This is a genomic window from Caulobacter sp. DWR1-3-2b1, assembly GCF_049895765.1.
Taxonomy (GTDB): Bacteria; Pseudomonadota; Alphaproteobacteria; order Caulobacterales; family Caulobacteraceae; genus Caulobacter.
In genome coordinates, this window is record NZ_JAFCSZ010000021.1 from 45,752 (window position 1) to 71,918 (window position 26,167).

The window sequence follows — 26,167 nt, forward strand, 5'->3', positions numbered from 1 at the left end:
TTGGTAACCCCACCCCCCACTGATCGCGAGCGGTCCAGGCGACGAGACCCTATGCCCCGCCGCACCTCGGGCGGGATGACGGACGATCGCTCGCATACGGCCCTTGCGACCGCTGCGCCTACCTCGCATGTTGCCTGTTACTGGCCGCGAATTATTGGCGGCAGCCTTCGGGGGACGAATGCGGAACTCTTTGATCGGCCTGGCGGGCTTTGCTCTGTTCTCCGCTGGCGGCGCCATGGCGCAGGACCCAGGCGCGAACGCGCCCGTGCACTACGATGTGGCGTTCGACAATGCGCGCCACCACGAGGCGCAGATCACCGCGACCTACCGCAAGGTTCCGACCGGGCCGCTACGGGTACAGATGTCGCGTTCGTCGCCAGGGCGGTACGCCATCCATGAGTTCGCCAAGAACGTCTATCGGGTGAGTGCCGCTGACAGCGCAGGTCGGCCTCTGACCGTAGAGCGGACCGACCCGTACAGCTGGACCATTGCCGGTCACGACGGCACGGTTCAGGTCACCTACACCCTCTATGCCGACCGGGGCGACGGCACCTATTCGCAGATCGATGCGACCCACGCCCACCTCAACATGCCCGCCACCTTCCTGTGGGCCAGCGGCTATGACGACAAGCCGATCCGGGTGCGGTTCAAGCGCGCCGACCCCAGCTGGAAGGTCGCCACCCAGCTCCCCGCCACCAGCGAAGCGGACACCTACTGGGCGCCAAACCTTCAGTACTTCATGGACAGCCCGACCGAGATCAGCGACTTCGCGCTGCGCGAATGGCAGGTGACCGATGCGGGCCGGACCTACACTTTCCGCCTGGCCCTGCATCATCCCGGTACGGATGAAGACGCCGACAAGTTCGCCGACAAGCTGAAGAAGATCGTGCCGGAGCACATCAAGGTGTTCGGCGATCTGCCCAAGTTCGACCACGGGACCTACACCTTCATCGCCGACTACATGCCGCAGATCACCGGCGACGGCATGGAGCACCGAAATTCCACCTTCATCAGCAATTCCCAGTCGCTGTTCCGGGGCAACTTCGTCCAGTTGGGCACGGCGAGCCACGAGCTGTTCCATGCCTGGAACGTCGAGCGCCTCCGACCGGCGGAACTGGAGCCATTCGACTTCACTAAGGCCAATCCAACCCCGTCCCTGTGGCTGGCTGAAGGCTTCACCCAGTACTACGGGCCGCTATTGATCCGCCGCTCGGGCCAGTCGACCATAGACGAGTATCTGAAAGGCCTGACCGGCACGCTGAACGGCGTGGTCACTGGTCCCGGGCGCAGCTACGGCTCACCTCAGGACATGAGCCTGCGCGCGCCTTTCGTCGATGCGGCCGCCGCCCTCGACCCGACCAACGCCAATATCTTCACGTCCTACTATCCCTATGGCGCGGTGATCGGCCTGGCGCTGGACCTGCAGTTGCGAGGCCGTCCCACCGCCCTGACCCTGGACGACTACATGCGCCAGCTCTGGCGGACGCACGGGGCGCCGGAGATCCCCTACAAGCCTGCGGACCTGCGTCAGGCGTTGGCGGCGCTGACGGGCGATGCAGCCTTCGCGGACAGCTTTTTCAAGGCCAGCGTCGAGGGCTCGCATCTGCCCGACTTCGAGCCGCTACTGGCCCAGGCCGGACTGAAACTTCAGCGCAAAGCCCCAAAGCGCGCCTGGCTGGGCGCCCAGCGGGTGCGCGTGAACGGGTCCGAGGTATTGCTGGCCGAGGCGCCGACGCCGGACAGCCCCCTCTATGCGGCTGGCATGGAATCCGGCGATCGCATTCTTGGCGTCGGACGGTTCGAATTCGCCACCGAAGCAGACTGGCAGGACGCGCTGGAACGGCTGAAGCCCGATGAGGCAACCAGGGTGCGCTTCATCCAGCGCGGCCAGACCCGCGAAGCGCCGCTGAAAGTCGCCGCCGATCCTTCCCTCGAGATCGTTCGATTCGAGGCCGCCAAACTGAAACCGACCAAGGCGCAGCTGGCGTTTCGCGAGCGATGGCTGGGCGCTGATATGACCCCAACGACAAAATAGGCTGTAGCGCGCGATGTGGCCTCGCGCCACCGCCTGATCAGGCGGTGGCGCGCCATGTTGGACACGCGTGCGAACTACTCTTTCGAGATTAAAATCAAAAAGCCGCGCCGACGAAACACGAAGAAATGTTCTCTCGGAGTCTCGCAGTTTGTTTTCGCGGACGAGGATGGAGACGTCGATCTCTAGCGCGCCGCCGATGTTCGAGATGCGCCATGAGCTGACCTTGGGGCAGCTCCAGATTCCGGACATTGGGGCAGCGTTCGACCGAGGCTGCGCGTTCTACCGACAATTCGGCCCTTTGAATTCCTAAGGGCTAGGACTCGCAGCTTCGGGTGCTGACTTGTGCCGAGCGTTTAGCCGGCGAGCCACCAAGGCCCCGACCACGAACAGCGCTCCAACGGCGAGAAATGAGGCTGCTCTCGTCACGCCTTCAAGTCGGGCCAGATCAAACAACATCAGCTTTCCGGCGGTAAACAACAGCGTCGCCAGGCCTGACCAGCGGAGGACGATATCTTTGCGTGCGGCGCCAAGGCCCAGGACCACCAGGCCAAACACCGCCCATAGGGCCGAGAAGGTCCAGGTCTCGAGACTCTCCCCGCTCATCGCCATGCCCATGGACGCACCGTGGAAAACGTAACGGATCACCAAGGTCAGCAACACAAACAGAGTGCCGATCGCCGCCGCTAAAGCCGCGCGGTCGAACCGACCGTCCCCCCGGCGCAGCCAGAGCATGGCCGCCGCTCCGCCCAGGTAAAGGCCAAAGAGCAGGACCGCCGAACCCGCCGGCACCAGCGGCTGACTGAACGGCCCCCACCAGGGACTGGACCTCATTCCGAACACCAAGATGGCGACGACCAAGGATAGCCAACCGACCACTGGTGCGGCTCGGACTAGCCAATCGGTGCTGGGTCGATTGGCCAGACGCGGCGCCATCAATTGGCGCGCCGCGACCAAGGCGAGAATGGCATAGGCCGCGCCTTCGATCCGACCGATCACCCCGACCGAAAGGAACGGACCGTGGAGGGCCCAGCGGATCAGGTGCGCCGCCAACGACAGGCTCAAAGCCACCGCCACGACCAGCGCGGCCCGACCGACGGTCGCCTCCTTGCGGCTGACCTCCCAAGCCAGGGCGATGGCCACGGTCTGGAGGGCAAACAGCAGGGCGCCGCTCGCCAAGGTGATAGGCCCAGAGAACGCGCCCCACCATGGGCTCACAAGCAAGCCAAAGACCAAGGCCGTGACGCCCAGGGCCAGCCCGCCCACGATCGGCGCTGCGGCGCGCAGCCACGCCGCCTGGGGCGACATCATGCCCAGGCGGGGTTCGAAAAGGGCGCGGGCGGTCAGCATTAGCAGCACCGCGTCGGCGGCAAGCTCCAGTCGCCCCCAGGCCGCTTGGGCCATTTCCGTGTCATGGAACCAGTGACGCAGGACCAGTAGGCCCCATAGAAAGCCAAACACTGGCGCGGCCAGGACCCAGCCTCTGGTCCACGCATCAATGGCCGGCCTGCGACGCCAGGCGACCGCCGCCAGCAGTCCCACAGGCGCCAGATAGGAAAGGATCAGGGTGTTGAGCACGGCCGGTCCAGCCGGCGTTTGGCCCGCGCCCCACCAGGGATTCCAGACCAGGCCCTGCAGCACCAAGCCATGGGCGACGCCCAAACTGATCACAATCACAGTGCGCCAACGAGCGATCGGCCCGTCGTCGTCGCGCTGGCGCAATACCAACAATAGGCCTGCACTCAGCAATAGCAGCGTCCGCATGGAGGCCTCGAACAAGCCGTCCTGGACCCGACGATCGCCCCCAGCGAGCACCACGTGGAGGCCAACAAACAAGGCCAATAGGGTAACCAGCAATCCGGCCGCGCGCTGAGCCTCTGCCTCGTTACGCGCCGCTTCACCTCCGCCCTTCCAGATCAAATGCGCCGCGGCAACCAGCAGCAGGGCAGTCGAGGCGCTGATGGCCGCCATGATCGGCAGCAGAAGGCGCCCCTCAAGGGTCGCACCGATGAACTCGGGCCGCAGCATGGCGGCGAAAGCCAGCAGACCGCCGGCAACACTGGTCGCCGCCAGGCCTCGCCAAGGCAAGCGTGACGCGGCGAGGGCCAAGAGCGCGGCGGCCAGGGCGAAGGCTGTGGGTTCGAAGCGCGGGGCGGTAACGGCGTGAATTGCCAGGAAGCCCAATTCAGCGGCGGCCGCCAACCAGATCGCCAAGCCGCGATCAACCGACGCCTGTTCGACGCGGCGCGCGATCAAAGCCGACAAAGCGAACATGGCGGTGGCCAGTACGGCGGCCGGGATCCAGCCGAAGTCGATATGCGCCGCGCGAAGCAAGGGCCAGGTCACGCTGGCCAACACGGCGACGCCCATCCCGCCGATGGCCAGCATCCGCGTGCGGGGCTCGACCGCCAAGCGTAAGGCGACCCATAGAGCGGCCGCGGGGATCAGACTGGTCAGGGCGTACAACCAAGGTAGTTGCGCCGGGAAGGTCGGCGAACGGGCCATCAACGCCATGACCAGCAATTGGCAGGTGATCGCCATGCCCACCGGGGCCGCGAACAGCGCTGGTCGAACAATGTCGCGCGCCACCATTATCGCGCCCAGCACCACTAAGAGCCCCGACAGGAAGGCTGCGGCCGGCAGGTGCACGGCGTTGGTCGAGGTGGCGAACCACAGGCTGAGCGAGGCCAGGGAGCTCAGAACCAAGGCGACGGCAGGCAAGCGTTGAAAATCGCGCCCCGCTGGATCGCCGGCGGCGTCCGCGGCAAAGCGCCTCCTCCACAGCGTCGCGGCAAACGGACCGACGGCCGCCAGGGCCTGGACGGACATCGGCGCGAGGATATGACGGTTCGGCGATGAACGAGACACTCAACAATAACAGGCCGATCGTTGTCGCGCCGCCTGCCTTGCCCCACCGCCGCGCGGCGGCGATCGAAAAGCCCGTTACCCCGATCAGGAGGGCGTAGGCTGTCAGTGCAAAGGAATTCCAATGGGCCAAATCCGTGAAGCTTGGTGCGAACACCGCGCCGACCAGAGCGACCAGGGCTAAGGGCTCGCCGTGCCGCAACGAAAGTCCCAGCAGCCCCAGAGATATGGCTCCGGCAAGAACCGCCGCCACGCCCAGTGGGATCAATTGGTAGAGACCGTGGGCGGCGCAGACCGCGCCGTACAACGTGACTGCGCCAGCCCCGGCGGAAACGGCCGCCGCCAACAGATGGCGCCCGCCGGCGATTGACTGCTTCTGGCGCAAGATCCACTCGCTGGCCGCGAGCATCAGAGCGCCCAATATCACCGCCAAGGTAATGCGGAGTTCGGGCGTGAAGAACCCGCGCTGCGCGGCGTAACCGACCAGCAGCAGACCGCCCAAAGCCAAACCGCCACCGCCGATCCAGGCCAGACCATTCTCCGACAACCACGTGGAGATCGCCTCGCGCGTGACCGGCGGCCGTATTGGGTGCGTCTTCCGAGCACGCTCCGTAGCGGGCGCTGAGATGAAGAGGGGTTCGGGCTCTGGTGTGCGCGTAGCCTCGATGGACCGCGGGACCGCAGGGTCGGTTGCGTCTTCAACAACGGCCTCAACAGACCTGGTCGAAGCCGTGGACGGTGCGAGCGCGAACCCTGGATCGGGCTGCCCGACAGACGCCGCCGAGACGATCGATGGCGATCTTTGCGGAAAGACGGGTTCAGGCCTTGCTGCATCGTCTACCGTCAGTCGTTTCCGCTCGTCCGCGTCATCCAGGCGCCGCTCAAGGCCCTGTATCGCCTTCTGCTGCCGAAAAACCCATACGCCGAGCGCAAGGAGGAATGGCCATTCCATGTCGCGCGTCCCACTCGCGACCGCGTGCCGCCCCCCCTCCCTATAGTGGCCAAGCGCTCTAGGAAACCTAGAGGCGAGTTTAGGGGTGAGGAAAGGCGGGCGGGCGTCGCTCTTTCAGCGATTTGCGGGCCGATCTTCTCAGCCAATCCTGATGAGCTCGTAATGGTCGAGGTCGCGCCAATAGCTGCCCTTGGAGCAGCTCCAGATTTCGGACATTCAATCGACCAAGCTCCGCGTGACCCCTGCGGAGAGACGATCCCAAAGATTCGGCGGCTGCGGCGGCGCGTGGTCGATCTAGCCGAGATGATGCACGGCGGCGCCAGCTAGTGCGTTGTGCGCCGCGCGCCCTGCTGGGCTAGCAGAAAGTGCGCCGAAGAGGTCGCATCGCCCTCCCCGCCCGCGACCGGCCCCGGACGATCCATCTGTTCCAAGATCAGCCGGATATCGGCATTCATCGGCCCGTTGCCGTTGGCGGCCAAGCCGGCCTCAAGCAGGGTTCTGGCCGCGTCGAACTCGTCGCGGGCCATAAGATCGAGGCCGCGCGCGAAGAGGCGCAAGGGATCCTCAGCCGGCAGGCCGTCGAGCGGAGCCCAGACCTGGCGCGCCGCGTCCGCGTTGCCCGAGCTCAGGTGCAGAAGCCCCAGCTGGAAGCGGGCGACGGGATAGTCAGGCGCGATCTCAAGGGCCCGGCCCATGGCCAGTCGCGCATCGTCATAGCGCTTGAGGGCCGCCAGCAGCGATCCTTTCAGGAAATGCAAGGTCGGATCGTCCCAGTAGTCGCGCAGCAAGGCGTTGACGGCGTCCAGGCCGGCATCGTCCCCCTGCCCGGCCGCTTGCAGCGCCGCAGTCAGTTTCGGTTGGGGACAAAGGCGCGAGGGACTTTGCATGGCGATCTCCTTACGGTCTGAAACTGAAAACATCGGCGCGCGCCAGTTGCGCGCGGATGCGGCCTAGGGCGGCCTTGTGAAGTTGTGAGACCCGGCCCTTGCTGATCTGCAACAGGCGCGCGAGACTTTCGAAATCGACGCCGTCGAGATAATGGCCGCGCACGATCAGCCGCTCGCGTTCGGGCAAGGCGGCGATCTCGTTGGTCAGCCGCCGCAGCATGTCGCGCCAGACCAGACTGTCATAGGCGCTCGGCGCCGGATCGGCCTCGCCAGGCGCGGCAACCAGCCCCGAACCGTCAAGCATGAAGCCGATGGCCAGGCCGACGGCCAGGTCGGTCAAGGCCTGCAACGCATCGGCCGCATCGGCCTGACCCATGCCGTTTGCCGTCAACGAGCGCAGCCGATCGGCCCGCACTCGGCTGCGAAAGGAGATCTGCTCGCGCAGTTCGCTGAGTTTCGCCACGCCGTTTAGAATGCTGCCCATGATCCGCCGCGCGGCATAGCCCCTGAACGGCGCGCCTTGGGCCGGATCGAAGCGATCGATCGCTTCCAGCAGGCCGGCATAGGCCAGCTGGCGCAGCTCGAGCAATTCTATGTCAGGCGCGCGCCCGCGACGAAAGTGCCGGGCCGCGACCATCTTGGCGAAATCCATGTGGCGGTTGAACAGGCGCTCCCGCGCGCCTTGGGCGCGCGTCTCGCCAAACGCGCGCCACAGCGCCGCCTCCGCGTCGAGGCTTTCCGAGTCCGGCGCGGCGCGCAGCTCGGAGCGGTCGGTCATCGAAAGCTTCCGACGACGCCTTCGAGCACAAGCGTCCAGCCGTCGATCAGGACGAACATCAAGATCTTGATCGGCAAGGCCAGGGTGGAGGGTGGCACCATCAGCATGCCCAGCGACAGCAGGATGCCCGAGACAACCAGATCGATCAGCAGGAACGGCAGCAGGATCACAAACCCGATCTTGAAGGCGACGCGCAACTCGTTGAGCATGAAGGCCGAGGTCAGCTCCATCAGCCCGACCTCCTGGGCCGAAGCCGGCAGCGGTTTCTTGGCCATAACGTAGACGGCCTGCAGATCCTTGTCGCGCACCTGGCGCAGCATGAACCGCCGCATTGGCTCGGCCCCCTCGTCCATGGCCCGCTCGACTGAGATCGCCCCGTCCAGGAAGGGCCGCAAGGCGTTGTCGTTCACCTGGGTGAAGGTCGGCATCATAGTAAAGGCCGTGAGGAACAGCGCCAAACTGACCAAGACCTGGCTGGGCGGCGTCTCGGGCATGCCAAAGGCGTGGCGGATCATCGACAGCACCACGATGATGCGCACGAACGGCGTCATGCAGATGGCGATGATCGGGACCATGCCGGCCAGGGTCAGGACCACGGCGATGCGAATGACGTCAGCGGTCTTGGTCTTTTCGACGCTGGTCGCACGCGGCGTCGCCGTTGCTGCCTCTCGGAAGGGTCTGGGCGTGATCGTCTTGGGCGCGGCCGCCGCGGGTGCGACCGTTGTAGGTTCAACCGTCGTGGGTTCGATCCGCGGCTCAACGGCCGCGACGACCGGCTGGGCCACCGCGGCGCCGACGGCCGCCAGGGCCGGCGCGCCGCCACACAGCAGGAGCAAGAGCGAGATCAGCGCAGCGCGCGACAGAACCGAGATCATTGGTTCGCCGCTTCGCTAGCGGCGGTAGGAACCAACTGCACGACGCCCTGGGCTGTGGCCGCCACCAGGATGTCGCGATCATCCAGTTGCATGACGCAGATGTCGATGTTGTGGCTGAGCCTGACAGTCTCGACCAAACGCAAACGACGCTGAGGCGGCGCCAAGGGCGTGACAACGCCAAGGCTGGCGAGCAGATCCTTCAACTTGATGGGCGCGGAAGCGCCCGCCCCCAGGCGCTTTCGCAGGATCAGGGCGCCGGCCAGGGCCAACAAAAGGCACAGGATCAGGGCGGCCGCCAAGCGCAGCCAGGGCACGTCGCTTGGGGCGGCGCCGCCCAGGACCCCGCCAAAAGCTGGTCCAGCCTGAACCGCCACCAAGACAAGCGTCGGCACAGAGCGCCCGGTCAACCCGCCCAATCGCGAAGTCCTGAGAGGGCTCATGGCGCGGCGGCGATCTCGACGATCCGTACGCCAAAATGATCGTCGACGGCGACGATCTCGCCACGGGCGATCAGGGCCTGATTGACATAGAGGTCCACCGGTTCGCTGACCCGGCGGTCGAGTTTGAGAACCTCGCCCGATCGCAGAGCCAATAGCTCCTGAACACTCATCTCGATCTCGCCAAGCCGCGCCCGCAGCTTGACCTTGACGTCCTGGAACAGGGCCGCCTCTAGGGAAACCAGCGGGGCGCCGACATCGGCCGCGCCGCTAGCGGTACCGGCGGGTGGAGTGATCTTACTTTGTAGGGTCATGTCTTTTCGTTTCGTCAGGCCGGCAAAAGGCTCAAGGTCGTGTGGTCGTCAGCCGGTTTCATGTGTGCGTTGAGGAACGGCCGCTCGGAGCCCGGAATGACAAGCGCGACGGGATCGTGCAGACCCCGATCAAGAACCAGGACGTCGCCTGGGGCCAGGGTGCGAAGCTCGCCGATTGTCAGATCCGCCGAGCCCAATATCACATCCAGTCTCACTGCGGCCGCGGCCAGCGCCGCACGGCGGCCAAGCGGCGGCGCGCGAGGTCTTGGCGGCGCTAGCGCCGAGCGGCAGATCGGCAGGACGGCCGCCAAGGGTGCGACGAGCCAGACCAGCACCGCGCCGCTGTCGTCGGTCAGTCCGATCTTAATCCCGCCGTCCCACGTGGCCGCGGCTTCAGGACGAAAATCGCCAAGACTCAAAGCGCGCTCGAGGCCAGCCAGGAGATCGTCGAACATCTCCCGCGCAAAGCCGTCGACGACCCGCCGATCAGCCTCGCTCAAGGGTGTTGCGGACAAATCGACCCCAAAGGCCCGCTCGTGCAGGCGCTGGGCTGCGCGCTCTCCACGCGCCAGACCAAGAGCCTGGCCCTCGACCCGCACACCCTCGACACCTGTCCACGGATCGCCGCGGACGATGTCCCAGCGCCCGACGGTCAGGCGAAATCTTGCAAACCAGGCAAACGACCAATCGCTGACCGCCTCAGCGACCTTGGCGCGCAAGGCCGGGCTTTCGGCGATCGACGGCGGCGCCCAGGAACGGGCTTGCCTCGTCATCCTTGTCCTCTGATGCTGAAGAGCTGCTGGATCATATCATTGGCGATGCTGACCACCTGCGAGGAGGCCTGAAAGCCGCGCTGGACGAGGATCAGTTCGCCAAACTCCTCGGCGAGATTGACGTTGGAAGCCTCGATCTGCTGAGCAACAAGGGTCCCGGCCCCGTCCTCGCCGCTGGGCAGTAGACGCACCTGGCCGCCATCGCGGCTTTCGTAAAGGCCGCCGCCCACAGAGGTTAGGCCTTGAGGATCGCGGAAATCGGCCATGGCGACCGCGCCCAGGGTCTCGGTCTTGGTGTTGGAATAGGTCAGCTTGACGCGACCTTCTTCGTCGATGGTCACGCTGGTCAGATTGCCCACGCCATTACCGTCGGTCGAGGCGTTGCGAAGGCTCGATATGGTGCCGGACGAGTAGGAGGTTACCCCACTGGAGAAATCCAGCTTGACGGTGAGCGGATCAAAGCCAGCCACCGTTTGGGTAACGTCGATCTTGGCAGTGCTGGCGTCGACCACCGAGCCGATGAACTTGAGCTTGGAGGTCTTCAAGGTCGCGCCCAGGTCATCGGTGACGGTGACGTCCCATTCGCCAGGCGTGGCTGCGGCCTTCAGCTTGACGGTCCAGAGGTGGCGACCGCCTGAGGCGTCATAGACGGCCATATTGCTGAGCGTGTGTTCGGCGCCGGTAGATGACAGATTGTCAGCGAAGGCGATCTTAGTGGTGGCCACCGGTTTGCTGGTGCGCTTGGCGTCGATGTTGAGCGTCGCGGCCTGCCGCGATCCGTCCAGCACCGCCAGATGATATTTGGTGCCCTGAAGGGAGATGAACCCCTCCTCGTCGACGCTGAACTGGCCTGTGCGAGCATAGTAGGTCTTGTCGCCGTCTTTCAGGACCAGCATGCCGCTGCCCTTGATGGCCAGGTCCAGGTCGCCGCCAGACTGACGCAGGTCGCCTTGTCGAAAGTCAGTGCTCGGCTCAGCCATGCGCACCCCGCCGCCGCCCTGGCCGGGCCCCGACCCAGACGAGAAAGTCAGCCCGCCGCCGCCGGTGCTGAAGACGTCGGTAAACCGCACCGACGCGGCCTTGAAGCCGGAGGTGTTGAGGTTGGCGACATTGTTGCTGATCGTCTGGAGGCCCTTGGTGTAGGCGTTCAGTCCGCTCATGCCGATATAGATGGATCCAAGCATGCCTTGCTCCTCAACGAACCTGTGTGACGCTGCCCAGCGAGAGGTTGGCGATGGTGTCGCCGCTCGCCGTCTTGATGGTGACCTTGGGCCCGTCGCTCGCGAAGGTGACGGCCTGGACGACGCCGGCCAGGGTCGTCGAGCCTTGCAGCACGTCGACATTGCGCCCGAGCAGGCTGGTGGCCTGGGTCGCCGCCTGGGCGGTCAGCAGGGTCGTCACCTGATCATTCAAGGACTGGCTCTGCTGAAGTTGGGAAAATTGCGCCAGCTGCGAGACAAACTGGAAGTTGTCCATCGGCTTGAGCGGGTCCTGATAGGTCAGCTGGGTCAGAATGATCTGCAGCAGCGACTGGAAATCCAGGCCAAAGGCGCTCTGCGGCGTCGTCTGTGCGGCGCTGATAGGGGCGATCGCCATCAAGCTTCTCCGATGAGGGGGGATGGACCCGGCGCGACACGCGCGCCGTTCAGGATCAAGTCCGACAGGGCTAGGCCAAATTCAGCCGCGGTCGCCTCGAAAGCCTCGCGCAGACGGCGGGCTTCGATCTCCGAGAGCTCGGCCCCGCCCAGGCTGGCGCGAACGCGCCCGTCCTGTTCGGTCAGGCGCAAGGTCAGGCCGGGTTGGCCTTGGTCGGTCAAACGCGCCAGTGTGGCGCGAAGCGCCGCCTGAGCGTCGGGCCGGGCCGGAGCGGCCTCAAATTCCGGGCCGGCAGTCTGGCCGGTCTCGTCGACCACCTCGCCTCCGAACACCAGAGCGCTCGCCGCAGACTGCGTTGCGCCCGAACCCTTGGCCGGAGCGGTGGGGGACTTGGGCATGGCCGTCAGGCCCATGGGCTCGGACGCCTTGGCCGAAACCACGGCGGCAGCGCCTTCGGCGGCGCGATCGGCCAGAGCTCCGGTCGCGGTCCAAGCGATCGTATCCGCCGTCTGGAGGCTAACCGCCGCCTGACCCGGCGCGGTCGACTGGCCTTTGATATCGCGCGCCAGGCCAAACAATCCCAATTCGCCAAAGCCGAAGGCGCGCCAGGATGTGGCCTGGTCGGTCGAGACCGGGTTCTCCGCCAGGGGGCCCGCCGGCGCCTCGGCCAGGCTCGCGGTCTCACCTGCGTCCGTCGCCGGTGTCGCGGCAGGCTCAGCCTGCTCGATCCGGTTGGGCGCCGGGGACAGACGGTGGGCGGAGCCCGCCGTATTCCTGGGGGCCGCAGGCGGGGAAGCAAGGGCCTTTCGCGCCCCGCCAACCATCAGGTCACGGAAGACCTTGCGCTGTCCGCCGGCCTCAGCCGCGGTCGGCTTGAGGTCGCGGGGTTTAGGGGTCAGGGGGCTGGCGTCGATCTTCATGGACGCCTCCAAGTTTGGGCGGTGCGGTCGCTGGTCTCGGCCAGAAGGGCCTCCTCTTGGCGCCGCGCCGTCGATCGACGGACGACGCCGAGCAGTTGGCCGGCAGCCTCGCGATGCGCACTGGCCAGGCGCAGGGCGGCGTCGGCGGCCTCGTGGTCGCGGCGCGCCAGGAGGATTTCCGTCTCGGTGCGGCGCAAGACTGTCTCCTCGCGCAGCGTCGCCTCCGTCCAGTACCCGGCGAAGGCCGGATCCAGAACCGGCTGAGCAATACAGGCCTCCCATCGGGCCTGGGTCTGGGCCAGACGCTCTGCGTCATTCTCGCCCCGCGCGCGAAGATCAGCCAGGGCGGCCGCTTCGCGCGCCTCGCGCGCCTCGGCCGAACGCTTGCGCAGGTCGCGGGTCTCGACCACGCGCCGCATGGTCCTGAGTTTCTCTTGGTCACCCATCGGCGCGGCTCCCCCCAAGCGCCCGAGACAGGGCCGAAAACCCCTCAGCGGGCGCCACGTGCTCGTCGGTGGCCTGTCGCAGGAAGGCGTTCAGGGCCGGGCGGGCGTCGATCGCTTCGTCGATCTGCGGACTGGCCCCGCGGGCATAGACGCCGGTTTCGATCAGGGTGCGCGAGTGCTCAAAGACGCTGAGCAAGGCCAGGGCGCGCTCGACATCCGCCCTTCGGTCCGCCGCGACCAGCCCTCCTGACAGCCGGCTGATACTGCGCGGAACGTCAATCGCAGGAAAATGACCCTGCTCGGCCAGTTTCCGCGACAGCAGGATATGGCCGTCGAGCAGAGATTTCATCATCTCGGAGATCGGATCGTCGACCTCGTCGCTTTCGGCCAGCACGGTCATCACCGCCGTGATCGCCCCGCCTGACGCCAGGGCCCCGCAGCCCTCCACCAGGCGTGGAATGGCGGCGAAGACACCTGGCGTATAGGCCCGCACGGTCGGCGGCTCGCCGGCCGCCAGGCCCGTCTCGCGCAGGGCCATGGCCAGGCGCGTGGCCGAGTCCAGCAGGAAGAGCACGTGATGGCCCTGGCGGCGCCAGTGGTCGGCCAGGGCCAAGGCGTAGTCGCCCGCCCGCACCCGCATGGCCGCGGCCTCGTCGGACGTCGCCGCGACCAGAACGGTGCGGGCCTTGGCCTCCTTGGACAGGCCGCGACTCCACAAGGCCTCGACCTCGCGGCCGCGCTCGCCGACCAGGCAGATTACGCAGCGGTCAGCCTGAACCTGGCGCGCCAGCTGGTTCATCAAACTGGTCTTGCCCACGCCCGCGGCGGCGAAAACCCCGACTCGCTGGCCCTGACCAAGAGTCAGGAGACTGTCGATCGCCCTCACCCCGGTCTCCAGCGGCAGTCGCGAGGCGGTGCGCTCGAGCGCCCCGCCCGGCTCGCCGCCCAGACGCGCGCGCGTCTCTGTCGCGATCGGCCCGCCCCCGTCGAGCGGCCGCCCAAAGGCGTCCACCGCCCGACCCATGAAGGCGTCGCCCACCGGAGCCAGATCGGCCTGGCCGCGGGCGGTGACCACGGCACCTGGGAAGGTCGCCGCCCCGGTTTCAAACGGGGCGAGGATGATCGAGTCGGCGTTAACCCCGACCACCTGGGCCAGGATCTCGCCGATCCCGGTTTGGGAGGACCGCGTCTGGATCGCGCAGATTGCGCCTCGCGCCACGGCGGGACCGTCGGCTTGGATATAGGTGGGCAGGATGCGGGTCACCCGCCCGACCCGCGCGACGGTGTCGGTCCGGGCCAGACGGTCCAGGAGCACAGACAGGCTCATCGGGTCTGCGCCTCCGCCAGCCAGTCATCCAGGACCCGACGCACATGGCTCCATTGATCGGCGGCCCCGACCTCCAAGGCGCCAAGCCGCAGGCCCAGGTGGCAGCCCCCGGCGCTCAAGCGCTCCAAGGCGACGATGTCGATCCCGCCGCGGCCTTCGGCCAGTTCCGCCAGGGCCTGGGCATCGGGAAAGTCCTGGGCCGAAACCTCGATGCGCACGACGGTCTCACCCGCCAGACGACGGATCTGCTCGGCGATGATTGCGCTCACCAATTGGGCCTGGGGCGCGCCGGGGCCAAGCACCTGCTCGAGCCCTGATCGCGCCACCTGGGTGGCTAGAACCTCTAGGGTGTCAACCCTGGCGCTCTGGGCGGCAATCGCGCGCTCCAGTCCCTCGGCCAGCAGGTCGAGCGCCGCCTCGCGGCCCTCGTCGGCTTGGCCGCGGCCGGCGACGATCCCCTCGTCCCGCGCCTCGGCGACGGCCTTGGCCAAGGCCAACTCATGGGCGGTAGCCTCGTCCCGAGCCGCCTCCAGCGCCTCTTGCAGGTCCTCGATGCGTCCCTGCAGCGCCGCGTTCTCCAGCTCCAGGGCGCTGGGCGGCGGCGGCGCGGCCGGCGCCGGCGTGGCGGTCGGCAAGCCGCGCACCCGCGCCTGGCCCGCCGCGGCCGAGCGGATCAGCCCGCCCCTCATGCCCGCTCACCCGACCAAGCGGTCAGCCACCGTCGCCAGGACGGCGCGGCCGGCGGAACGACCTTGGGCGCGACGCGACGCGGCAGGATGCGGCGCGCGCAATTGGCCAGGGCTTCGCGGGCGCGGGGGGTCATGCCATCGCCGGCCTCAGCGGCATGGTCGCTCATCGAGAGGCTCGCGGCGACGCTAGCGGCCAGCCATGGCGACAGGCCCTCAAGGTCGGGCTCAAACCCTGGACTGGCGGCGGCCTCCGCCGCCCGCCGGCCAGTCGACGGAGCAGCCGGCTCGGTCTTAGGCGGAGCGGCCAGACGGCCATAGTCGTCAAGCAGGCTGCGGGCGCGGGCGGCGTGTTCCGGCGCAAGATCGTTCAGCACCGACTCGATATCCTCAGGCGAGCGAGCAGCGAGACTCGCGATCAGGCGGCGCAAGGCGATGTCGGGATCAGGGCGCGGCACGATGCGGCTCCTGAGTCAGAAGGTCGCTCAGGCGCGCGGCGTATCGCGCGCGCTGGGCCTCGCTCATCGGTCGCGGCAAGGGGCGGCGGCGATGCAGGAGGAACGCGAGCGCAGAAAGAACCAGCAACACGACGGCGAGCCCGATCGACACGACCCAGCCTGGCGGTCCGGTCGCCGCGGCGGCTAGCGACACGGCGCGCTCGCCGGCCGGGGCCGGACCAGCGGTCGTCAACGCTGTCACCGTGAGAGCGTCGCCCAGTGCCGGATCGAGACCGCCGGCGGCGATGGCCAGTTGCTGGATGCGCGCGCGATCTTCTGGCGTCACCTCACCCTGGACCATCACCCGGACCAGCAGACCATAGAGACGCGGCGGCGGCACCAGGGTCGCATCCGCTTCGGCCGCCTGCGGCCCTGCCAAGTCGCTCAATTGCTCGACGCCGGCTGGCGCGCTGACCGCCACATCCAGATCGCGGGCCGGAAAGGCTCTGGCTAGGGCCAGCCTGATAGGCCGGGCGAAGGACTCTTCCAGGGCTCCGGCGGCGTCCACCGGGACGGGCTCGGCGCCTTCCAGGGTGATCACCGCGCCTTGGGCGTCGAGCACCACCACATTGGCCACGGCCAAATCCTGAACGGCCGCCGCCACCAGGCTTTGGACACCGCGAATCGTGCGCGGTGTAAAACTGTGGCCGGCTCGCGGGATCAGAGTCACCGAGGCCTTGGCGGGTCGGCGATCCTCGCGAAACACCGAGTTTTCAGCCAGGGAGAGGTGGACGCGCGCCGTCTCAACGTCGGCCAGCGCCATGATGGTGCGGGCCAACTCGCCTTGCAGCGCCCGGCGGTAATTGATCTGCTGGGCGAACTCGGTCAGGCCCATGTCTGACTTGTTGAATAACTCAAACCCAACCGTGCCCTTGAGCGGCAGCTCTTGGGTCATCACCGACAGACGCGTCGTGTCAGCCAGTTTGCCCGGAACCAGGATCGTGCGGCTCTCCTCCGCCAGCCGATAGGGTGTCTTCTTCTTGTCAAGCTCGGCGACGATGGTCGCGGCGTCGGCGGGACGCAGGTCGGTAAACAGCACCGCGTAAGGCGTACGCAGCCACAGGAAGTAGACGCTCGTCAGAACGGCGAGGATCAACGCCAGTCCGACGGCCGCCAGGGCCAGTTGTCGGCCAGGCGTGGCCACCAAGTCACGAGGGGTCATTGGTCAGGCCCCATCAGAGCTGCATCCTCAGGAGTTCCTGGTATCCCTCCATCAGGCGGGCGCGAACCTGCATCATCAGTTCCACCGACAGACGGGCCTGCTCCAGAGCGAAGGTCACCTGGTGCAGCGGGATGGAGTCGTCCAGGGCGAAGGCCTGGGCCGCGGCATCCGCGGCCAGCACGTCACTGTTGACCTTATCGAGCCCGCCCAGCAGCATTTGCGCGAAGCTTGGCCCCTGAGCAGCTGTTCGCGGCGAGACCGTAGCGGCCGGATCCAGACCGAGCGGCGCCAGGGCTCCCGCTCCCAACGCGGCCGAAACGCCTTCTATGGCGGCGATCGTCATGAGCGTTTCCCCAGGTCCAGGGCCTTGGAATAGATCTGGCGACCAACATTGAGCGCCACGAGGTTGGCCTCGTAGACGCGGGCGGTCTTGACCAGCAGGGTCATCTCGGCGGCGTGGTCGAAGCCGGGATAGGAGACAAACCCGCCCGCGTCGGCGTCAGGATGGCCCGGTTCATGGACGCGGCGCGGCGCGGCTTCGATGGGCTCAAGGCCGACCACTGAGACGCCGGAAAGCGGACCGGCTGGCGCGCCAGCGGCCAAATCCGAAAAACTTGGCCGCGTCCCGGAGATCAGGCGCATGGCCTTATAGGGCCCACCATCCAAACCGCGGGTGGCGCCGGCGTTGGCCAGGTTCTGGGCGATGACCTCCAGGCGACGCCATTCGACATCCAGGCCGCTGCGGGAGATTTCCATGGCGCGCATGACTAGCGACCTCCGGAGACGAGGCTGTGCAGTTGCAAGCGCCGGCTGAGTATGTCGATCAGAGCGCCGTAGCGCAGTGCCGTGGAGGTGGCGGTGGCCATTTCCTGATCCAGCCGCACCTCGCCGGCCAGGCCGTCGAGCGCTGGCACCACACGCGGCTGCACCGCATCCACGGCGCCAGAGCCCTTGGCCGCAGCCGCCGTCAGAGCCGCTTCGAAGCTGACCCTCACGGCCCGGTAGTTGGGCGTCTGGGCGTTGGCGATGTTGCGAGCGGCGGCCTCGGCGCGCAGCGACAGACCATCGAGGGCCTTGAGGGTGGTTGCGGCGGAGAGAGCGTCCATGGGCGGGCCTATTGAACAATGATATCAGCGTGGAGGGCGCCGGCGGCCTTGAGGGCTTGCAGGACGCCGATCATGTCGCGCGACCCGACCTTGAGGGCCGCCAGGCCCTCGACGAGGTCTGCAATGGTGGAGTTGGGAAAGCTGCGGGTTACATCGCCGCGGGTTTCCACCGACAGTCGGGTGTTGCTGACGATCAGGCTGCGAGCGTCAGGGGCTAGGCCACCGAAGATCTCGGGTTGAGACGCCTCGTTCTCGACCACGACCGACACGCGTACGTCGCCTTGCGAGACCACGACGCTGGAGATGCGGATGTCGCCGCCGGCGACGATGGTGCCGGAGCGTTCGTTGACGACCACGCGGGCGGCGGTGTCGGGTCGCACCGCCAGGGTCTCGATGCGGGCGATCAGCCGGTAGACGTCTTGGCGCGCTGCGGTCAGGTCGACGCGAACCGCGTTGGCGTCCGCGACCGAGGCGACGCTATAGCCAATGGATGCATTGACCGCATCGGCGATCCGGCCCGCCGTGGTGACGTCCGGGTCGTTGAGGACGAAGGTCAGCGCCTTGGCGCCGGCCAGGGCGGCGCCCGGACCCGCGGTCTCGATCACGCCGCCGCCAGGCACCAGGGCCGAGGTCGGATGGTTCTTCTGGGAAACATTGCGATTGGCGTCGTAGCGATAGCCCCCCACGACCAGTGGTCCCTGGGCCAGGGCATAGGGTTGCTGGTCGGCGCCCATCAGCGGCGTCATCAGCAGCGAGCCGCCCAGCAGGCTGCGCGCATCGCCGATAGAGGTGACGGTGACGTCGAGGCGGTCGCCGACATGGGACGAGGCCGGCAGAGTGGCCATGATCATCACGGCGGCGACGTTGCGGCTGCGAACCTGGTCAAGCGAGACGTTGGAGCCAAAGCGTCCCAGAACGTTGCGCAAGGCCTGCTGGGTGACCTCACTGCGCGGGGAGTCCCCCGAGCCGGCCAGGCCCGTGACGACCCCGTAGCCGACCAGGGCGTTGTCGCGCCAGCCGAGAAAGCGCCCCAGGTCCTTGACCCGCACGGTATCGGCCAGGGCCGCAGACCCAGGCAGCGCCAGGAGCGCGCAGGCCAAGAGACAAACCAGACGCCGCATCAGAAAAGGCTCAACAGTCGGGCCGCCAGGCCAGGCCGGGCCGAGCGTGAGACCATGCCCTCGCCGTCATAGGCGATGCGGGCGTCGGACAGCCGGGTCGATAAAATGGTGTTGCCGCCGGAGATGTCAGCCGGTCTTGCGCGGCCAGAAACGCTGATCCGGGTGTTTTGGCCGTTGACCCGCATCATCTGCTCGCCAGCCACCCGAAGGTCGCCGTTGGCGAGGACCTCGATCACGGTGACGCTGATCTGGGCGGCCAGCCGGTCGGAACGGCCACTGGAGCCGTCGCCCTGATATTGGCCGCGCAGGGCCAGATCACCGCCGTCAGGCGCCTGGCCAATCCTGGCCGCCTGCGCGCCCAGCTGGGCATTGCGGCGGGCCGCCGATTGGGCGGAATTGGCGGCCGAGGCGTTTTCCTGGACAATGACCGTCAGGCTGTCGCCGACCCGCGTGGCCACGCGATCAGCGGTCAGAGCCGTCCAGTCCCGGGCCTGCCGAGCTTGAACCGCCGAACAGGAGCCCGCCGTCAGACTCAAAACAAGGCCCGCGATCGCCAGGGCGCGTGACATCGCCGTCATGGCGCCACCATCGCGGCGGAGGCTGAAAACACTGCCCCATCGTTGCCCCGAACGAACACGGGCTCGCCGCGCGCGGCGGGACGCACCACCTGCACGGACCGCTCAAGGGTCACCTGCCCGGCGCGGACCCGCAAACGGATGGACTGTCCCGGCCGCCAGGCGGCCAGCAGCCGCAAGGGCGGCGCAGCGAGGATCTCGCCCGGCGTCAGGTCGCGGGCCGCGACCACATAGCCAAGGCTGCGGTCGCGCCGGAAAGCGCGCCGCGCCGGCTCGGCGCCCCGGCAGCCGGCCGCCTCGAAGTCGCCGTCGAGCGCCAGGACGCCCGCAGCCACCGGCCGGGCGACCCGCAGACAGGTCTGGGCGTCGCCTTGAGCGGCCCCCGACGCCATCAGAAAAGACAAAAGCCCCCCGACCCCCATGCTAGCGTCGCAAGCCGTTGGCTATGGCCATCAGCTGGTCGCCGGCCTGAACGATCTGGGCGTTGGCGGCATAGGCCCGCTGGGTCAGGAGCAGGGCGATCATCTCGGCCGACAGTTGAACGTTGGAGGATTCCAGCGCGCCCTGCACCAGAACGCCCGCGCCGTCCTCGCCCGGGGTCGCGCCGTTCAGCTGGGTCTCGTCGGCGATCGCATAAAGTCCCTCGCCGATCGCGGTCAGGCCCGCCATGTCGCGGGGCCGCACCAGCTCGATCCGCCCGAGTACGTCCTGGCCGTCGCCGTTCTCGGCGCGCACCTGGCCGCCGGTGTCGATCAGCAGCGACCCGGCATCGAGCGGCGCGGTGATCATCGCCTTGAGCGGCATGCCATTGTCGGCCGCCAGCAGGCCGTCGGCATTGAGACGCATCACCCCGCCCCGCCAGAGCAGGGTGCGGCCGCCCGGCCCCATCAATTCGATAAAGCCTTCGCCACGAATGGCCAGATGGGCCGCTTCGCCGGTCGCCTTCAACTCGCCTTGGGCAAACACCGGCCGCTGGCCCTCCAAGGCGACCCCGCCCAGGGCGGAGGCCGGCCCGTCGGTCGCGACCAACTCGGCGAAACGCACTTCGGAGCGCTTGAAGGCGGGGGTGTTGACGTTGGCGATGTTGTTGGCGGTGATCTCCAGCGCGCGCTGCTGGGATTGCAGACCCGTGGCCCCGATATGAAAGACGCCGTTCATGGTGATCGTCCCGCTAGACTTGGCCGAAGGTGGTCAGGGCTCGCCCCATGAGATCGTCATAGACGGTGACCAGGCGTTGGCCGCTCTCGGCGCGACGCAGGGCCTCCATCATCGCCACCATTTCCTGGCCGGTGGAGACATTGGACGCCTCGTAGGCGCCTTGGCGAAGAACGGGCCTGTCGATCTGAAGCATGTCGGCTTCGGGGGCAGAGAAGCCGCCGCCCTCGACCGGCGCCAGGGCGGCCAGATCTCCAACTCGAACAACCGCCAGGCGATCAACCGGCTCGCCATTGGCAAGGATCACGCCGTCGCCGCCCAAGGTCAGCACGCCGTCCGGCGCAATGACATCGCCGCCGCCTTCGGCCTGCAGGGCAAGGCCCGCCGGGGTCAGCAGCCGGCCATCGGCGCCGCGCTCGAACTGTCCCTGACGGGTTAGCACCGGCCCGCTTGGCCCGCGCACCACGAAAAAGCCTTCGCCGACGATAGCAAGATCGAAAGCATTGCCCGTCTCGACAAACTTACCTAGCGAAAAATCAGCCGAACTGTCAACTTTGCGATTGTATTGGGTCGCATCGACACCATTGGTCACAAGATGCTCGAAAGCAACACGCCGCTTATACCCAGATGTCGCCGCATTGGCGATATTCTGCGCAGAAATTTCGACACGGCGGGTCGACTGGGACAACACGCTTCCGGCAATATCTACAAGTGTCGCCATGATTGAATGGCTATCATGTGTCCAATCTAAAATTCAAGTCTCATTTCGGATGAATTTTGGTTTGCTTCCAATATCGAAGGCTTGGCGGGAGTCATCAGATTATTCCGCGCTAACGACGCCGAAAGACTGCAGATCGATGGTATGGGGCACCTCGTTGACAGAAATGATGGCGAGGCGGGGAACGGTCCGCCTGGTGAAGGCGCGAAGGTGGCGCCGGATCTCAGGGCCGCACAGCAGAACCGGCGCGAGCCTCTGCTGGGTCATGGCCTCCACGAGCGGGATCAGCCGCCGCATCAGCTGCTCGGCCACGCGCGGATCGATGATGAAGCCGCTCTTGCCATCGGCCCGGCGAACCGCCTCGGCGATCTGACCTTCTATGCGCGGATTGAGACTGAGCACCGAGAGCTGGCCATGGGCGCCGCGCAGCTGATGGCAGATCCCATGGCCCAGGCGCTGGCGAACCTGTTCAGTCAGCTCGGCCGGATCCTTGATATGGCGCCCCAGGTCGACCAGGGCTTCGGCGATCAGGTCGATATTGCGGATCGGGGCCTCTTCGGCCAGCAGGGCCTGCAGCACTCGCTGAACGTCAGAGACGCTCATAATGGCCGGGACCAGCTCCTCGACCAGGCCCGGTTGGCGGGTGCGCACGCCTTCCAGAAGCCCGACCACCTCCGCCCGGGACAGCAGCAGGGCTGCTTCGCCCTTGAGGATCTCGCCCAGGTGGGTGATCAGCACAGTGATCGGATCAATCAGGGTGTAGCCAAGATCCTGGGCCTGGTCGCGCAGTCCCTCCTCGATCCACACGCCCGGCAGGCCAAAGGCCGGGTCGTGGACCTCGACCCCCGGCAGGACGCCCGCCCCGCCGCCGGTGCGCAGGGCCAGGATGCTGGCGGCGTGTAGGGCCCCGTGACCATGACGCGCGCCGTGCAGGGTGATCTCGTAATTCTCTCCCGCCAGATGCGCGCCATCCTGGAACATCACGGCTGGAAAAGCGTAGCCGCTGGTCTTCTCCTGCTGGGTCCGCAAGGCGGCGATCCGCTCGCTGAGCAGCGGCTTTAGGTCGCGCCAGGCTTCGCTGAGCTGATGACCGAGCAACACTTCGATGGCCGCCGGCGCACGCGCCTCGCCCTCCTGCCCTGCTTCGGCGCCGGCCGCGTCGAGCGGCGCCCCGGTCAGGGTCTCGGCCTTCTTGCCGCGCGATCCCAGCCAGATGGCCACGAAGATGCCCAATAGGACGACGATCGGCCATTTGGGCATGCCTGGCAGCGCCATCAGCAGCACGAGCGCAAACATCACGATCAGCGGGATCTTGGCGATCGAAGACAGCTGGCTGAAGACCTCGGTGCTCAGCTGGCGGTCGGCGGCTGAACGGGTGACGATGATGCCCGTGGCCACCGAGATGACCAGGGCCGGGACTTGCGTGACGATGCCGTCACCGATGGTCAGTAGACTGAAGGTCTGCAAGGCCGTCATCCAGTCCATTTGCATCTGGACGATGCCGATGATCCAGCCGGCGAAGATATTGATCATAAGGATGATGACGCCGGCCACCGCGTCGCCCTTTACAAACTTGCTGGCCCCGTCCATCGCGCCGTAGAAGGCCGCCTCCTTCTCCAGTTCCTTGCGCCGGCGCTTGGCCTCGTTCTGGTCGATCAGGCCCATGTTGAGATCGGCGTCGATGCTCATCTGCTGGCCAGGAACGGAGTCGAGCACGAAGCGGGCGGCCACTTCGGAGACCCGCTGGGCGCCCGAGGTGACGACCACGTACTGGACGATGACCAAGATGAAGAACACCACTAGGCCAATCACGAAACTGCCCTGCACCGCGAAGGCGCCGATCGAGCCGATGACCTCGCCAGCATGGGCTTCGGTCAGGATCAGGCGGGTGGCGGCGACATTGAGCGACAGCCGAAAAAGGGTGGTGACCAGAAGAAGCGACGGGAAGGTCGAGAAGGCCACCGGTTTGTCGACATAGACCGTCAGCAGCAGGATCGTCAGGGCGAAGGCGAAATTTATGATGATGCACAGATCCAGCAGCATCGGCGGGATCGGCGCAAACAGGATCAGCAGAATCGACAGCAGGACGGCGACCAGGGCCAGATCCTGGTTCTTGCCAAAAAAGGACTTAAGCATCGGCGTTCATCCGCCGCAGCGCGCCGCGGTCTGACAGGGAGCGATAGATTTCGGCGACCGGAGCGAAGAGGGCGTCGGGCACGGGGCTATCGACGTCGAACCGGAACAAGGCCCGGGCCAGGACAGGACTTTCGACGACGACCACGCCGTGGATGAACGCGAGACGCTTGAGCCGCAGGGCAAAGCGGTTGGACCCGCGCGAGACGATGACCGGGGCCTCCATCTGGGCGGGCCGGTAACGCAAGGCCACGGCGAAGTGGGTGGGATTGGCGATCAGGACGTCGGCGCCCTTCAGTCCACGCAAGCTCTGGCTGGATTTGGCGAAGTCGTTGTGCAGTTCCTTGCGCTTTTGCTTGAGACGCGCGTCGCCCTCGCGATCGCGGTGCTCGCGTTTGACCTCGCGGCGGCTCATCCGCATCTTCTTAAAAAAGTCGCGACGGGCGATCAGCTGGTCGAAAATAGCGAAGGCCAAAGCCGCCAGGACGAACATCGCCACCAGCTTCAGCGTCGCGCTCGAAAGGCCATCGGCCAGTTGCTCGGCATTGGAGATCGTCAGGGGCGCCTGCGCCATGGCCGCGACGATCGCCAGGCCCGCCAGCCCGCCATAGACGCCCAGTTTGAGCAGGGACTTGGCGGTCTCGATCAGCATGCGAACCGAAAAGATCTTCTTGAAGCCGGTCGCCGGATTAAGGCGACTGAAATCGGGCTTGAGCGGCGCGGCGGTAAAGATCAGCCCCCGGTTCTGGGCCAGCTCGAAGACCAGCACCACCAGGAAGATGACGAGCAGCATCATGGTCAGCGGTCGCGCCGCGGCCTGAAAGAGCGCGCCGCAGATCTCGAACAATCCCCGCTCAGACGCCATGATCTGCGGCGCGGCGACAAGGGCGGCGCGCGAGGCCCTGGCCAGAGCGGCCATGAGTTCGTCGCCCTGCATCCAGGCATAGAGCAGGAAGGTCCCAATACCGGCGAAGAAGGCCAGATCGGTTCCGCGCGCCAGCGAGCCGCGCTCGCGCGCCTTTTGCAGTTTGAACGGGGTCGGGGCTTCCGACGGGTTCTGCTCTCCGCCCTCCTGGCTCATAGCAGCCCCGGCAAGGCTTCGAGCGTGATGCGCGACAGGCGGACAAAGAGCGCCCCGGCCATGCCAAAAGCGCCCGGCAGAACCAGGAAAAGCAGCAGCGTCTTGACCTGGAATCCCAGCACCAGAACGTTCAGTTGCGGGGTAGTTCGTGACAACAGGGCAATGGCCAGATCGGCGAGAAACAGACACAGGATTGCGCCGCCCGCCACGCCCATGGCCGTGGCGAACACCGCAGAGATAAAGGCGGCCATCCGGCCCAGCGATGGCAAGGTCGCCGCCGAGCCCAGCGGGATGGCCTCCAACGAGGCGCCCAGCAGGCGCAGAAGCTCGATATGACCGTCCATGGCGAAGAACACCGCCCCGGCCGCATAGGCAAAAAGCGTTCCGGCCAGAGGCGCCTGGGTTTGGGTGGTGGGATCGATCAGCAGCGACAATCCAAATCCGGCCTGGATGTCGAGGGTGCGTCCGGCGACATAGAGGGCCGCGAACATCATCTGGAAGGTCAGGACGACCATGGCCCCAAGCACCAGTTCGCGAGCGGCGGCGGCGACGAGGCCGCTGAGGACGAGATCGGCCACTTCGCGCGTCGCGGGATAGGCCGAGACCAGGGTCGCCGACAGCCCCATGCCAAACACCACCCGAAAAAGGGTCGGGGTGCGTGTCAGGGTGAAGGGCGGCGCAAGCGCAAACACCGGCGTCACCCGTAGCGACAGGAGCAGAACCGCCAGCAACCAACCTGAAAGTCCCCCCAGCGTCATGGTGAGCCTAGGGAAGGAATAAGCTTGAAGGTCAGGATGGCGAACTGGGTGATGCGGTGCAGCATCCAGGGCCCCAAGGCCATCAGCACGAGCACCACGACCAGCATCTTGGGCACGTAGCTGAGGGTCATTTCCTGAAGCTGTGTTGCGACCTGCAGCACACTGATCAGCAGGCCGATCAACAAGGCAGCCGCAAGCACGGGCGTCGAGACGACCAGCACGTTCCACAGGAGCTGCTTCATCAGCCCCAGCGCATTATCAGAAGTCAAAACCCGCCCCCCAGCGTGACTAGCGCTGGGGTTAACGCACGACCCCGGCGTCAACGGCAAGCTGCAGCGCTACGCAAAGCTGTGGACAACCTCAGTGCAATCGAAGATCAGGGCTCGGCCAGTTCGATCTGCGGCCGTCCGGCCCAAGCCGTGCAGTCCTCAATGACGCGCCTGGCACCACGGATCTCCTGCACTGACGCCCTATGCAAGCACGCGGAGCTCTAGACCTGAGACTCTTTGAGCCCACGATTGATGATGGCGGCTACGAAGAGGCGCTGGCGAAGATAACGGCGAGTTTGTCGTATCGGGTGGCGATGCGGCGACAGTCCTTAAGCCTGCAGAACATTCGTTCGACCAGATTGCGCTGCTTGTAGGCATCTGGATCGAAGTGCTGGAGTTCTTGGGGTGGGATTGTTGGGGATGACGGGGGGTGGTTCCCCGGTTGATGAGGAAGCGCCGCAACTTGTCGGCGTCATAGGCGGTGTCGGCCAGACAGAGGCGAGCGCTGGGAGGGGGCTCCATCAATGGCCTGGCGAAGGGAGCGTCGCCGTTGTCCGGCGGCTATTCGAAGGCGATGAGGTGCCCCTAGATGTTTGGTCCCGGACTTTGATGGGTTGGATCGACGTTGAATCTGTCGGGCTCTTTTGTCCAGATTTTGCAGATGTATTCGTATGGGGTCAGGCCGTTGAGGGTCTTCAGACGGC

The 26,167-nt window shown here is 66.5% G+C and carries 28 protein-coding genes and 2 pseudogenes; 1 reads left to right on the forward strand and 29 read right to left on the reverse strand.

Translation table 11 applies throughout. The annotated features are described in order from the left end of the window. The first annotated feature begins 178 nt into the window (after positions 1-178). On the forward strand, positions 179-2,035 hold the full coding sequence (locus tag ACP69S_RS16465) for a M61 family metallopeptidase (protein ID WP_425999036.1): 1,857 nt from the start codon (positions 179-181) through the stop codon (positions 2,033-2,035). Positions 2,036-2,341: 306 nt separating this feature from the next. Here ACP69S_RS16465 and ACP69S_RS16470 read toward each other — a convergent pair whose 3' ends face one another. The 29 genes and pseudogenes from ACP69S_RS16470 to ACP69S_RS16610 all read right to left on the reverse strand — a co-directional run. Next, positions 2,342-4,753 carry a DUF2339 domain-containing protein gene (locus ACP69S_RS16470; protein ID WP_425999038.1) on the reverse strand — a complete coding sequence of 804 codons (2,412 nt, stop codon included), beginning with the start codon at positions 4,751-4,753 and terminating at the stop codon, positions 2,342-2,344. Between the two features lie 154 nt (positions 4,754-4,907). Then, positions 4,908-5,849 (reverse strand): annotated as a pseudogene (locus tag ACP69S_RS16475) (DUF2339 domain-containing protein); the annotation flags it as partial. A 323-nt stretch (positions 5,850-6,172) separates the two neighbouring features. After that, positions 6,173-6,736, reverse strand: coding sequence for a tetratricopeptide repeat protein (locus tag ACP69S_RS16480; protein WP_425999040.1), 564 nt, complete (start codon positions 6,734-6,736; stop codon positions 6,173-6,175). Positions 6,737-6,746: 10 nt separating this feature from the next. Further along, positions 6,747-7,514, reverse strand: a complete 768-nt coding sequence (locus ACP69S_RS16485; RefSeq protein WP_425999042.1) for a sigma-70 family RNA polymerase sigma factor — start codon at positions 7,512-7,514, stop codon at positions 6,747-6,749. Then, a complete protein-coding gene (gene fliP / locus ACP69S_RS16490) occupies positions 7,511-8,389 on the reverse strand; it encodes a flagellar type III secretion system pore protein FliP (protein ID WP_425999044.1) in 879 nt (292 codons plus the stop codon). Before fliP ends, ACP69S_RS16485 begins: the two co-directional genes overlap by 4 nt. Continuing rightward, positions 8,386-8,781 (reverse strand): hypothetical protein, encoded by a 396-nt coding sequence (locus tag ACP69S_RS16495; RefSeq protein ID WP_425999046.1) that lies wholly within the window; start codon positions 8,779-8,781, stop codon positions 8,386-8,388. Before ACP69S_RS16495 ends, fliP begins: the two co-directional genes overlap by 4 nt. A gap of 44 nt (positions 8,782-8,825) precedes the next feature. Further along, the gene (gene fliN / locus ACP69S_RS16500) at positions 8,826-9,140 is read right to left on the reverse strand and encodes a flagellar motor switch protein FliN (RefSeq protein ID WP_425999047.1); all 315 of its coding nucleotides are present in this window, start codon (positions 9,138-9,140) and stop codon (positions 8,826-8,828) included. Positions 9,141-9,154: 14 nt separating this feature from the next. Continuing rightward, entirely contained in the window at positions 9,155-9,913 is a 759-nt protein-coding gene (locus ACP69S_RS16505; protein WP_425999049.1) for a FliM/FliN family flagellar motor C-terminal domain-containing protein, read from the reverse strand. Next, the gene (locus ACP69S_RS16510) at positions 9,910-11,097 is read right to left on the reverse strand and encodes a flagellar hook protein FlgE (RefSeq protein WP_425999051.1); all 1,188 of its coding nucleotides are present in this window, start codon (positions 11,095-11,097) and stop codon (positions 9,910-9,912) included. The genes ACP69S_RS16505 and ACP69S_RS16510 overlap by 4 nt, the downstream gene beginning before the upstream one ends. A gap of 10 nt (positions 11,098-11,107) precedes the next feature. Continuing rightward, positions 11,108-11,509 (reverse strand): flagellar hook assembly protein FlgD, encoded by a 402-nt coding sequence (locus tag ACP69S_RS16515; RefSeq protein WP_425999053.1) that lies wholly within the window; start codon positions 11,507-11,509, stop codon positions 11,108-11,110. Next, positions 11,509-12,429 (reverse strand): hypothetical protein, encoded by a 921-nt coding sequence (locus ACP69S_RS16520; RefSeq protein WP_425999054.1) that lies wholly within the window; start codon positions 12,427-12,429, stop codon positions 11,509-11,511. Before ACP69S_RS16520 ends, ACP69S_RS16515 begins: the two co-directional genes overlap by 1 nt. Then, a complete protein-coding gene (locus ACP69S_RS16525) occupies positions 12,426-12,875 on the reverse strand; it encodes a hypothetical protein (protein ID WP_425999056.1) in 450 nt (149 codons plus the stop codon). The genes ACP69S_RS16520 and ACP69S_RS16525 overlap by 4 nt, the downstream gene beginning before the upstream one ends. After that, on the reverse strand, positions 12,868-14,202 hold the full coding sequence (locus ACP69S_RS16530) for a FliI/YscN family ATPase (protein WP_425999058.1): 1,335 nt from the start codon (positions 14,200-14,202) through the stop codon (positions 12,868-12,870). Before ACP69S_RS16530 ends, ACP69S_RS16525 begins: the two co-directional genes overlap by 8 nt. Beyond that, positions 14,199-14,891, reverse strand: a complete 693-nt coding sequence (locus tag ACP69S_RS16535) for a hypothetical protein (protein ID WP_425999060.1) — start codon at positions 14,889-14,891, stop codon at positions 14,199-14,201. Before ACP69S_RS16535 ends, ACP69S_RS16530 begins: the two co-directional genes overlap by 4 nt. Next, positions 14,888-15,346, reverse strand: a complete 459-nt coding sequence (locus tag ACP69S_RS16540; RefSeq protein WP_425999061.1) for a hypothetical protein — start codon at positions 15,344-15,346, stop codon at positions 14,888-14,890. Before ACP69S_RS16540 ends, ACP69S_RS16535 begins: the two co-directional genes overlap by 4 nt. Continuing rightward, positions 15,333-16,547, reverse strand: a complete 1,215-nt coding sequence (fliF, locus tag ACP69S_RS16545; protein WP_425999063.1) for a flagellar basal-body MS-ring/collar protein FliF — start codon at positions 16,545-16,547, stop codon at positions 15,333-15,335. The genes ACP69S_RS16540 and fliF overlap by 14 nt, the downstream gene beginning before the upstream one ends. 13 nt (positions 16,548-16,560) lie before the next feature. Beyond that, positions 16,561-16,890, reverse strand: a complete 330-nt coding sequence (gene fliE, locus ACP69S_RS16550; RefSeq protein ID WP_425999065.1) for a flagellar hook-basal body complex protein FliE — start codon at positions 16,888-16,890, stop codon at positions 16,561-16,563. Next, a complete protein-coding gene (locus ACP69S_RS16555; protein WP_425999068.1) occupies positions 16,887-17,312 on the reverse strand; it encodes a flagellar basal body rod protein FlgC in 426 nt (141 codons plus the stop codon). Before ACP69S_RS16555 ends, fliE begins: the two co-directional genes overlap by 4 nt. 2 nt (positions 17,313-17,314) lie before the next feature. Next, entirely contained in the window at positions 17,315-17,653 is a 339-nt protein-coding gene (locus ACP69S_RS16560) for a flagellar basal body rod protein FlgB (RefSeq protein ID WP_425999070.1), read from the reverse strand. 8 nt (positions 17,654-17,661) lie between these two features. Further along, positions 17,662-18,774: a flagellar basal body P-ring protein FlgI gene (locus ACP69S_RS16565; protein ID WP_425999072.1), complete on the reverse strand. Its 1,113-nt coding sequence runs from the start codon at positions 18,772-18,774 to the stop codon at positions 17,662-17,664. Next, positions 18,774-19,352 carry a flagellar basal body L-ring protein FlgH gene (locus tag ACP69S_RS16570; RefSeq protein ID WP_425999074.1) on the reverse strand — a complete coding sequence of 193 codons (579 nt, stop codon included), beginning with the start codon at positions 19,350-19,352 and terminating at the stop codon, positions 18,774-18,776. The genes ACP69S_RS16565 and ACP69S_RS16570 overlap by 1 nt, the downstream gene beginning before the upstream one ends. Beyond that, complete coding sequence (locus ACP69S_RS16575; RefSeq protein WP_425999076.1) at positions 19,349-19,741, reverse strand: hypothetical protein; 393 nt, start codon at positions 19,739-19,741, stop codon at positions 19,349-19,351. Before ACP69S_RS16575 ends, ACP69S_RS16570 begins: the two co-directional genes overlap by 4 nt. Positions 19,742-19,772: 31 nt before the next feature. Further along, complete coding sequence (locus ACP69S_RS16580; protein WP_425999078.1) at positions 19,773-20,507, reverse strand: flagellar hook-basal body protein; 735 nt, start codon at positions 20,505-20,507, stop codon at positions 19,773-19,775. 13 nt (positions 20,508-20,520) lie between these two features. Further along, entirely contained in the window at positions 20,521-21,225 is a 705-nt protein-coding gene (locus ACP69S_RS16585; protein WP_425999080.1) for a flagellar hook-basal body protein, read from the reverse strand. Positions 21,226-21,324: 99 nt separating this feature from the next. Then, positions 21,325-23,358: a flagellar biosynthesis protein FlhA gene (locus ACP69S_RS16590; protein WP_425999082.1), complete on the reverse strand. Its 2,034-nt coding sequence runs from the start codon at positions 23,356-23,358 to the stop codon at positions 21,325-21,327. After that, a complete protein-coding gene (locus ACP69S_RS16595; protein ID WP_425999084.1) occupies positions 23,351-24,436 on the reverse strand; it encodes an EscU/YscU/HrcU family type III secretion system export apparatus switch protein in 1,086 nt (361 codons plus the stop codon). Before ACP69S_RS16595 ends, ACP69S_RS16590 begins: the two co-directional genes overlap by 8 nt. Next, complete coding sequence (locus ACP69S_RS16600) at positions 24,433-25,167, reverse strand: flagellar biosynthetic protein FliR (RefSeq protein ID WP_425999085.1); 735 nt, start codon at positions 25,165-25,167, stop codon at positions 24,433-24,435. Before ACP69S_RS16600 ends, ACP69S_RS16595 begins: the two co-directional genes overlap by 4 nt. A 23-nt stretch (positions 25,168-25,190) precedes the next feature. After that, positions 25,191-25,436, reverse strand: coding sequence for a flagellar biosynthetic protein FliQ (locus ACP69S_RS16605; protein WP_425999087.1), 246 nt, complete (start codon positions 25,434-25,436; stop codon positions 25,191-25,193). A gap of 612 nt (positions 25,437-26,048) precedes the next feature. Then, positions 26,049-26,167, reverse strand: a pseudogene (locus ACP69S_RS16610) (IS481 family transposase); the annotation flags it as partial.

What these genes read in the sequence shown, in the direction of transcription:
- ACP69S_RS16465 (WP_425999036.1), top strand. Translation starts at nt 179, where the DNA reads ATGCGGAACTCTTTGATCGGCCTGGCGGGCTTTGCTCTGTTCTCCGCT.
- ACP69S_RS16480 (WP_425999040.1), bottom strand. Translation starts at nt 6,736, where the DNA reads ATGCAAAGTCCCTCGCGCCTTTGTCCCCAACCGAAACTGACTGCGGCG.
- ACP69S_RS16485 (WP_425999042.1), bottom strand. Translation starts at nt 7,514, where the DNA reads ATGACCGACCGCTCCGAGCTGCGCGCCGCGCCGGACTCGGAAAGCCTC.
- fliP (WP_425999044.1), bottom strand. Translation starts at nt 8,389, where the DNA reads ATGATCTCGGTTCTGTCGCGCGCTGCGCTGATCTCGCTCTTGCTCCTG.
- fliN (WP_425999047.1), bottom strand. Translation starts at nt 9,140, where the DNA reads ATGACCCTACAAAGTAAGATCACTCCACCCGCCGGTACCGCTAGCGGC.
- ACP69S_RS16505 (WP_425999049.1), bottom strand. Translation starts at nt 9,913, where the DNA reads ATGACGAGGCAAGCCCGTTCCTGGGCGCCGCCGTCGATCGCCGAAAGC.
- ACP69S_RS16510 (WP_425999051.1), bottom strand. Translation starts at nt 11,097, where the DNA reads ATGCTTGGATCCATCTATATCGGCATGAGCGGACTGAACGCCTACACC.
- ACP69S_RS16515 (WP_425999053.1), bottom strand. Translation starts at nt 11,509, where the DNA reads ATGGCGATCGCCCCTATCAGCGCCGCACAGACGACGCCGCAGAGCGCC.
- ACP69S_RS16520 (WP_425999054.1), bottom strand. Translation starts at nt 12,429, where the DNA reads ATGAAGATCGACGCCAGCCCCCTGACCCCTAAACCCCGCGACCTCAAG.
- ACP69S_RS16525 (WP_425999056.1), bottom strand. Translation starts at nt 12,875, where the DNA reads ATGGGTGACCAAGAGAAACTCAGGACCATGCGGCGCGTGGTCGAGACC.
- ACP69S_RS16530 (WP_425999058.1), bottom strand. Translation starts at nt 14,202, where the DNA reads ATGAGCCTGTCTGTGCTCCTGGACCGTCTGGCCCGGACCGACACCGTC.
- ACP69S_RS16535 (WP_425999060.1), bottom strand. Translation starts at nt 14,891, where the DNA reads ATGAGGGGCGGGCTGATCCGCTCGGCCGCGGCGGGCCAGGCGCGGGTG.
- fliF (WP_425999063.1), bottom strand. Translation starts at nt 16,547, where the DNA reads ATGACCCCTCGTGACTTGGTGGCCACGCCTGGCCGACAACTGGCCCTG.
- fliE (WP_425999065.1), bottom strand. Translation starts at nt 16,890, where the DNA reads ATGACGATCGCCGCCATAGAAGGCGTTTCGGCCGCGTTGGGAGCGGGA.
- ACP69S_RS16555 (WP_425999068.1), bottom strand. Translation starts at nt 17,312, where the DNA reads ATGCGCGCCATGGAAATCTCCCGCAGCGGCCTGGATGTCGAATGGCGT.
- ACP69S_RS16560 (WP_425999070.1), bottom strand. Translation starts at nt 17,653, where the DNA reads ATGGACGCTCTCTCCGCCGCAACCACCCTCAAGGCCCTCGATGGTCTG.
- ACP69S_RS16565 (WP_425999072.1), bottom strand. Translation starts at nt 18,774, where the DNA reads ATGCGGCGTCTGGTTTGTCTCTTGGCCTGCGCGCTCCTGGCGCTGCCT.
- ACP69S_RS16570 (WP_425999074.1), bottom strand. Translation starts at nt 19,352, where the DNA reads ATGACGGCGATGTCACGCGCCCTGGCGATCGCGGGCCTTGTTTTGAGT.
- ACP69S_RS16575 (WP_425999076.1), bottom strand. Translation starts at nt 19,741, where the DNA reads ATGGCGTCGGGGGCCGCTCAAGGCGACGCCCAGACCTGTCTGCGGGTC.
- ACP69S_RS16580 (WP_425999078.1), bottom strand. Translation starts at nt 20,507, where the DNA reads ATGAACGGCGTCTTTCATATCGGGGCCACGGGTCTGCAATCCCAGCAG.
- ACP69S_RS16585 (WP_425999080.1), bottom strand. Translation starts at nt 21,225, where the DNA reads ATGGCGACACTTGTAGATATTGCCGGAAGCGTGTTGTCCCAGTCGACC.
- ACP69S_RS16590 (WP_425999082.1), bottom strand. Translation starts at nt 23,358, where the DNA reads ATGCTTAAGTCCTTTTTTGGCAAGAACCAGGATCTGGCCCTGGTCGCC.
- ACP69S_RS16595 (WP_425999084.1), bottom strand. Translation starts at nt 24,436, where the DNA reads ATGAGCCAGGAGGGCGGAGAGCAGAACCCGTCGGAAGCCCCGACCCCG.
- ACP69S_RS16605 (WP_425999087.1), bottom strand. Translation starts at nt 25,436, where the DNA reads ATGAAGCAGCTCCTGTGGAACGTGCTGGTCGTCTCGACGCCCGTGCTT.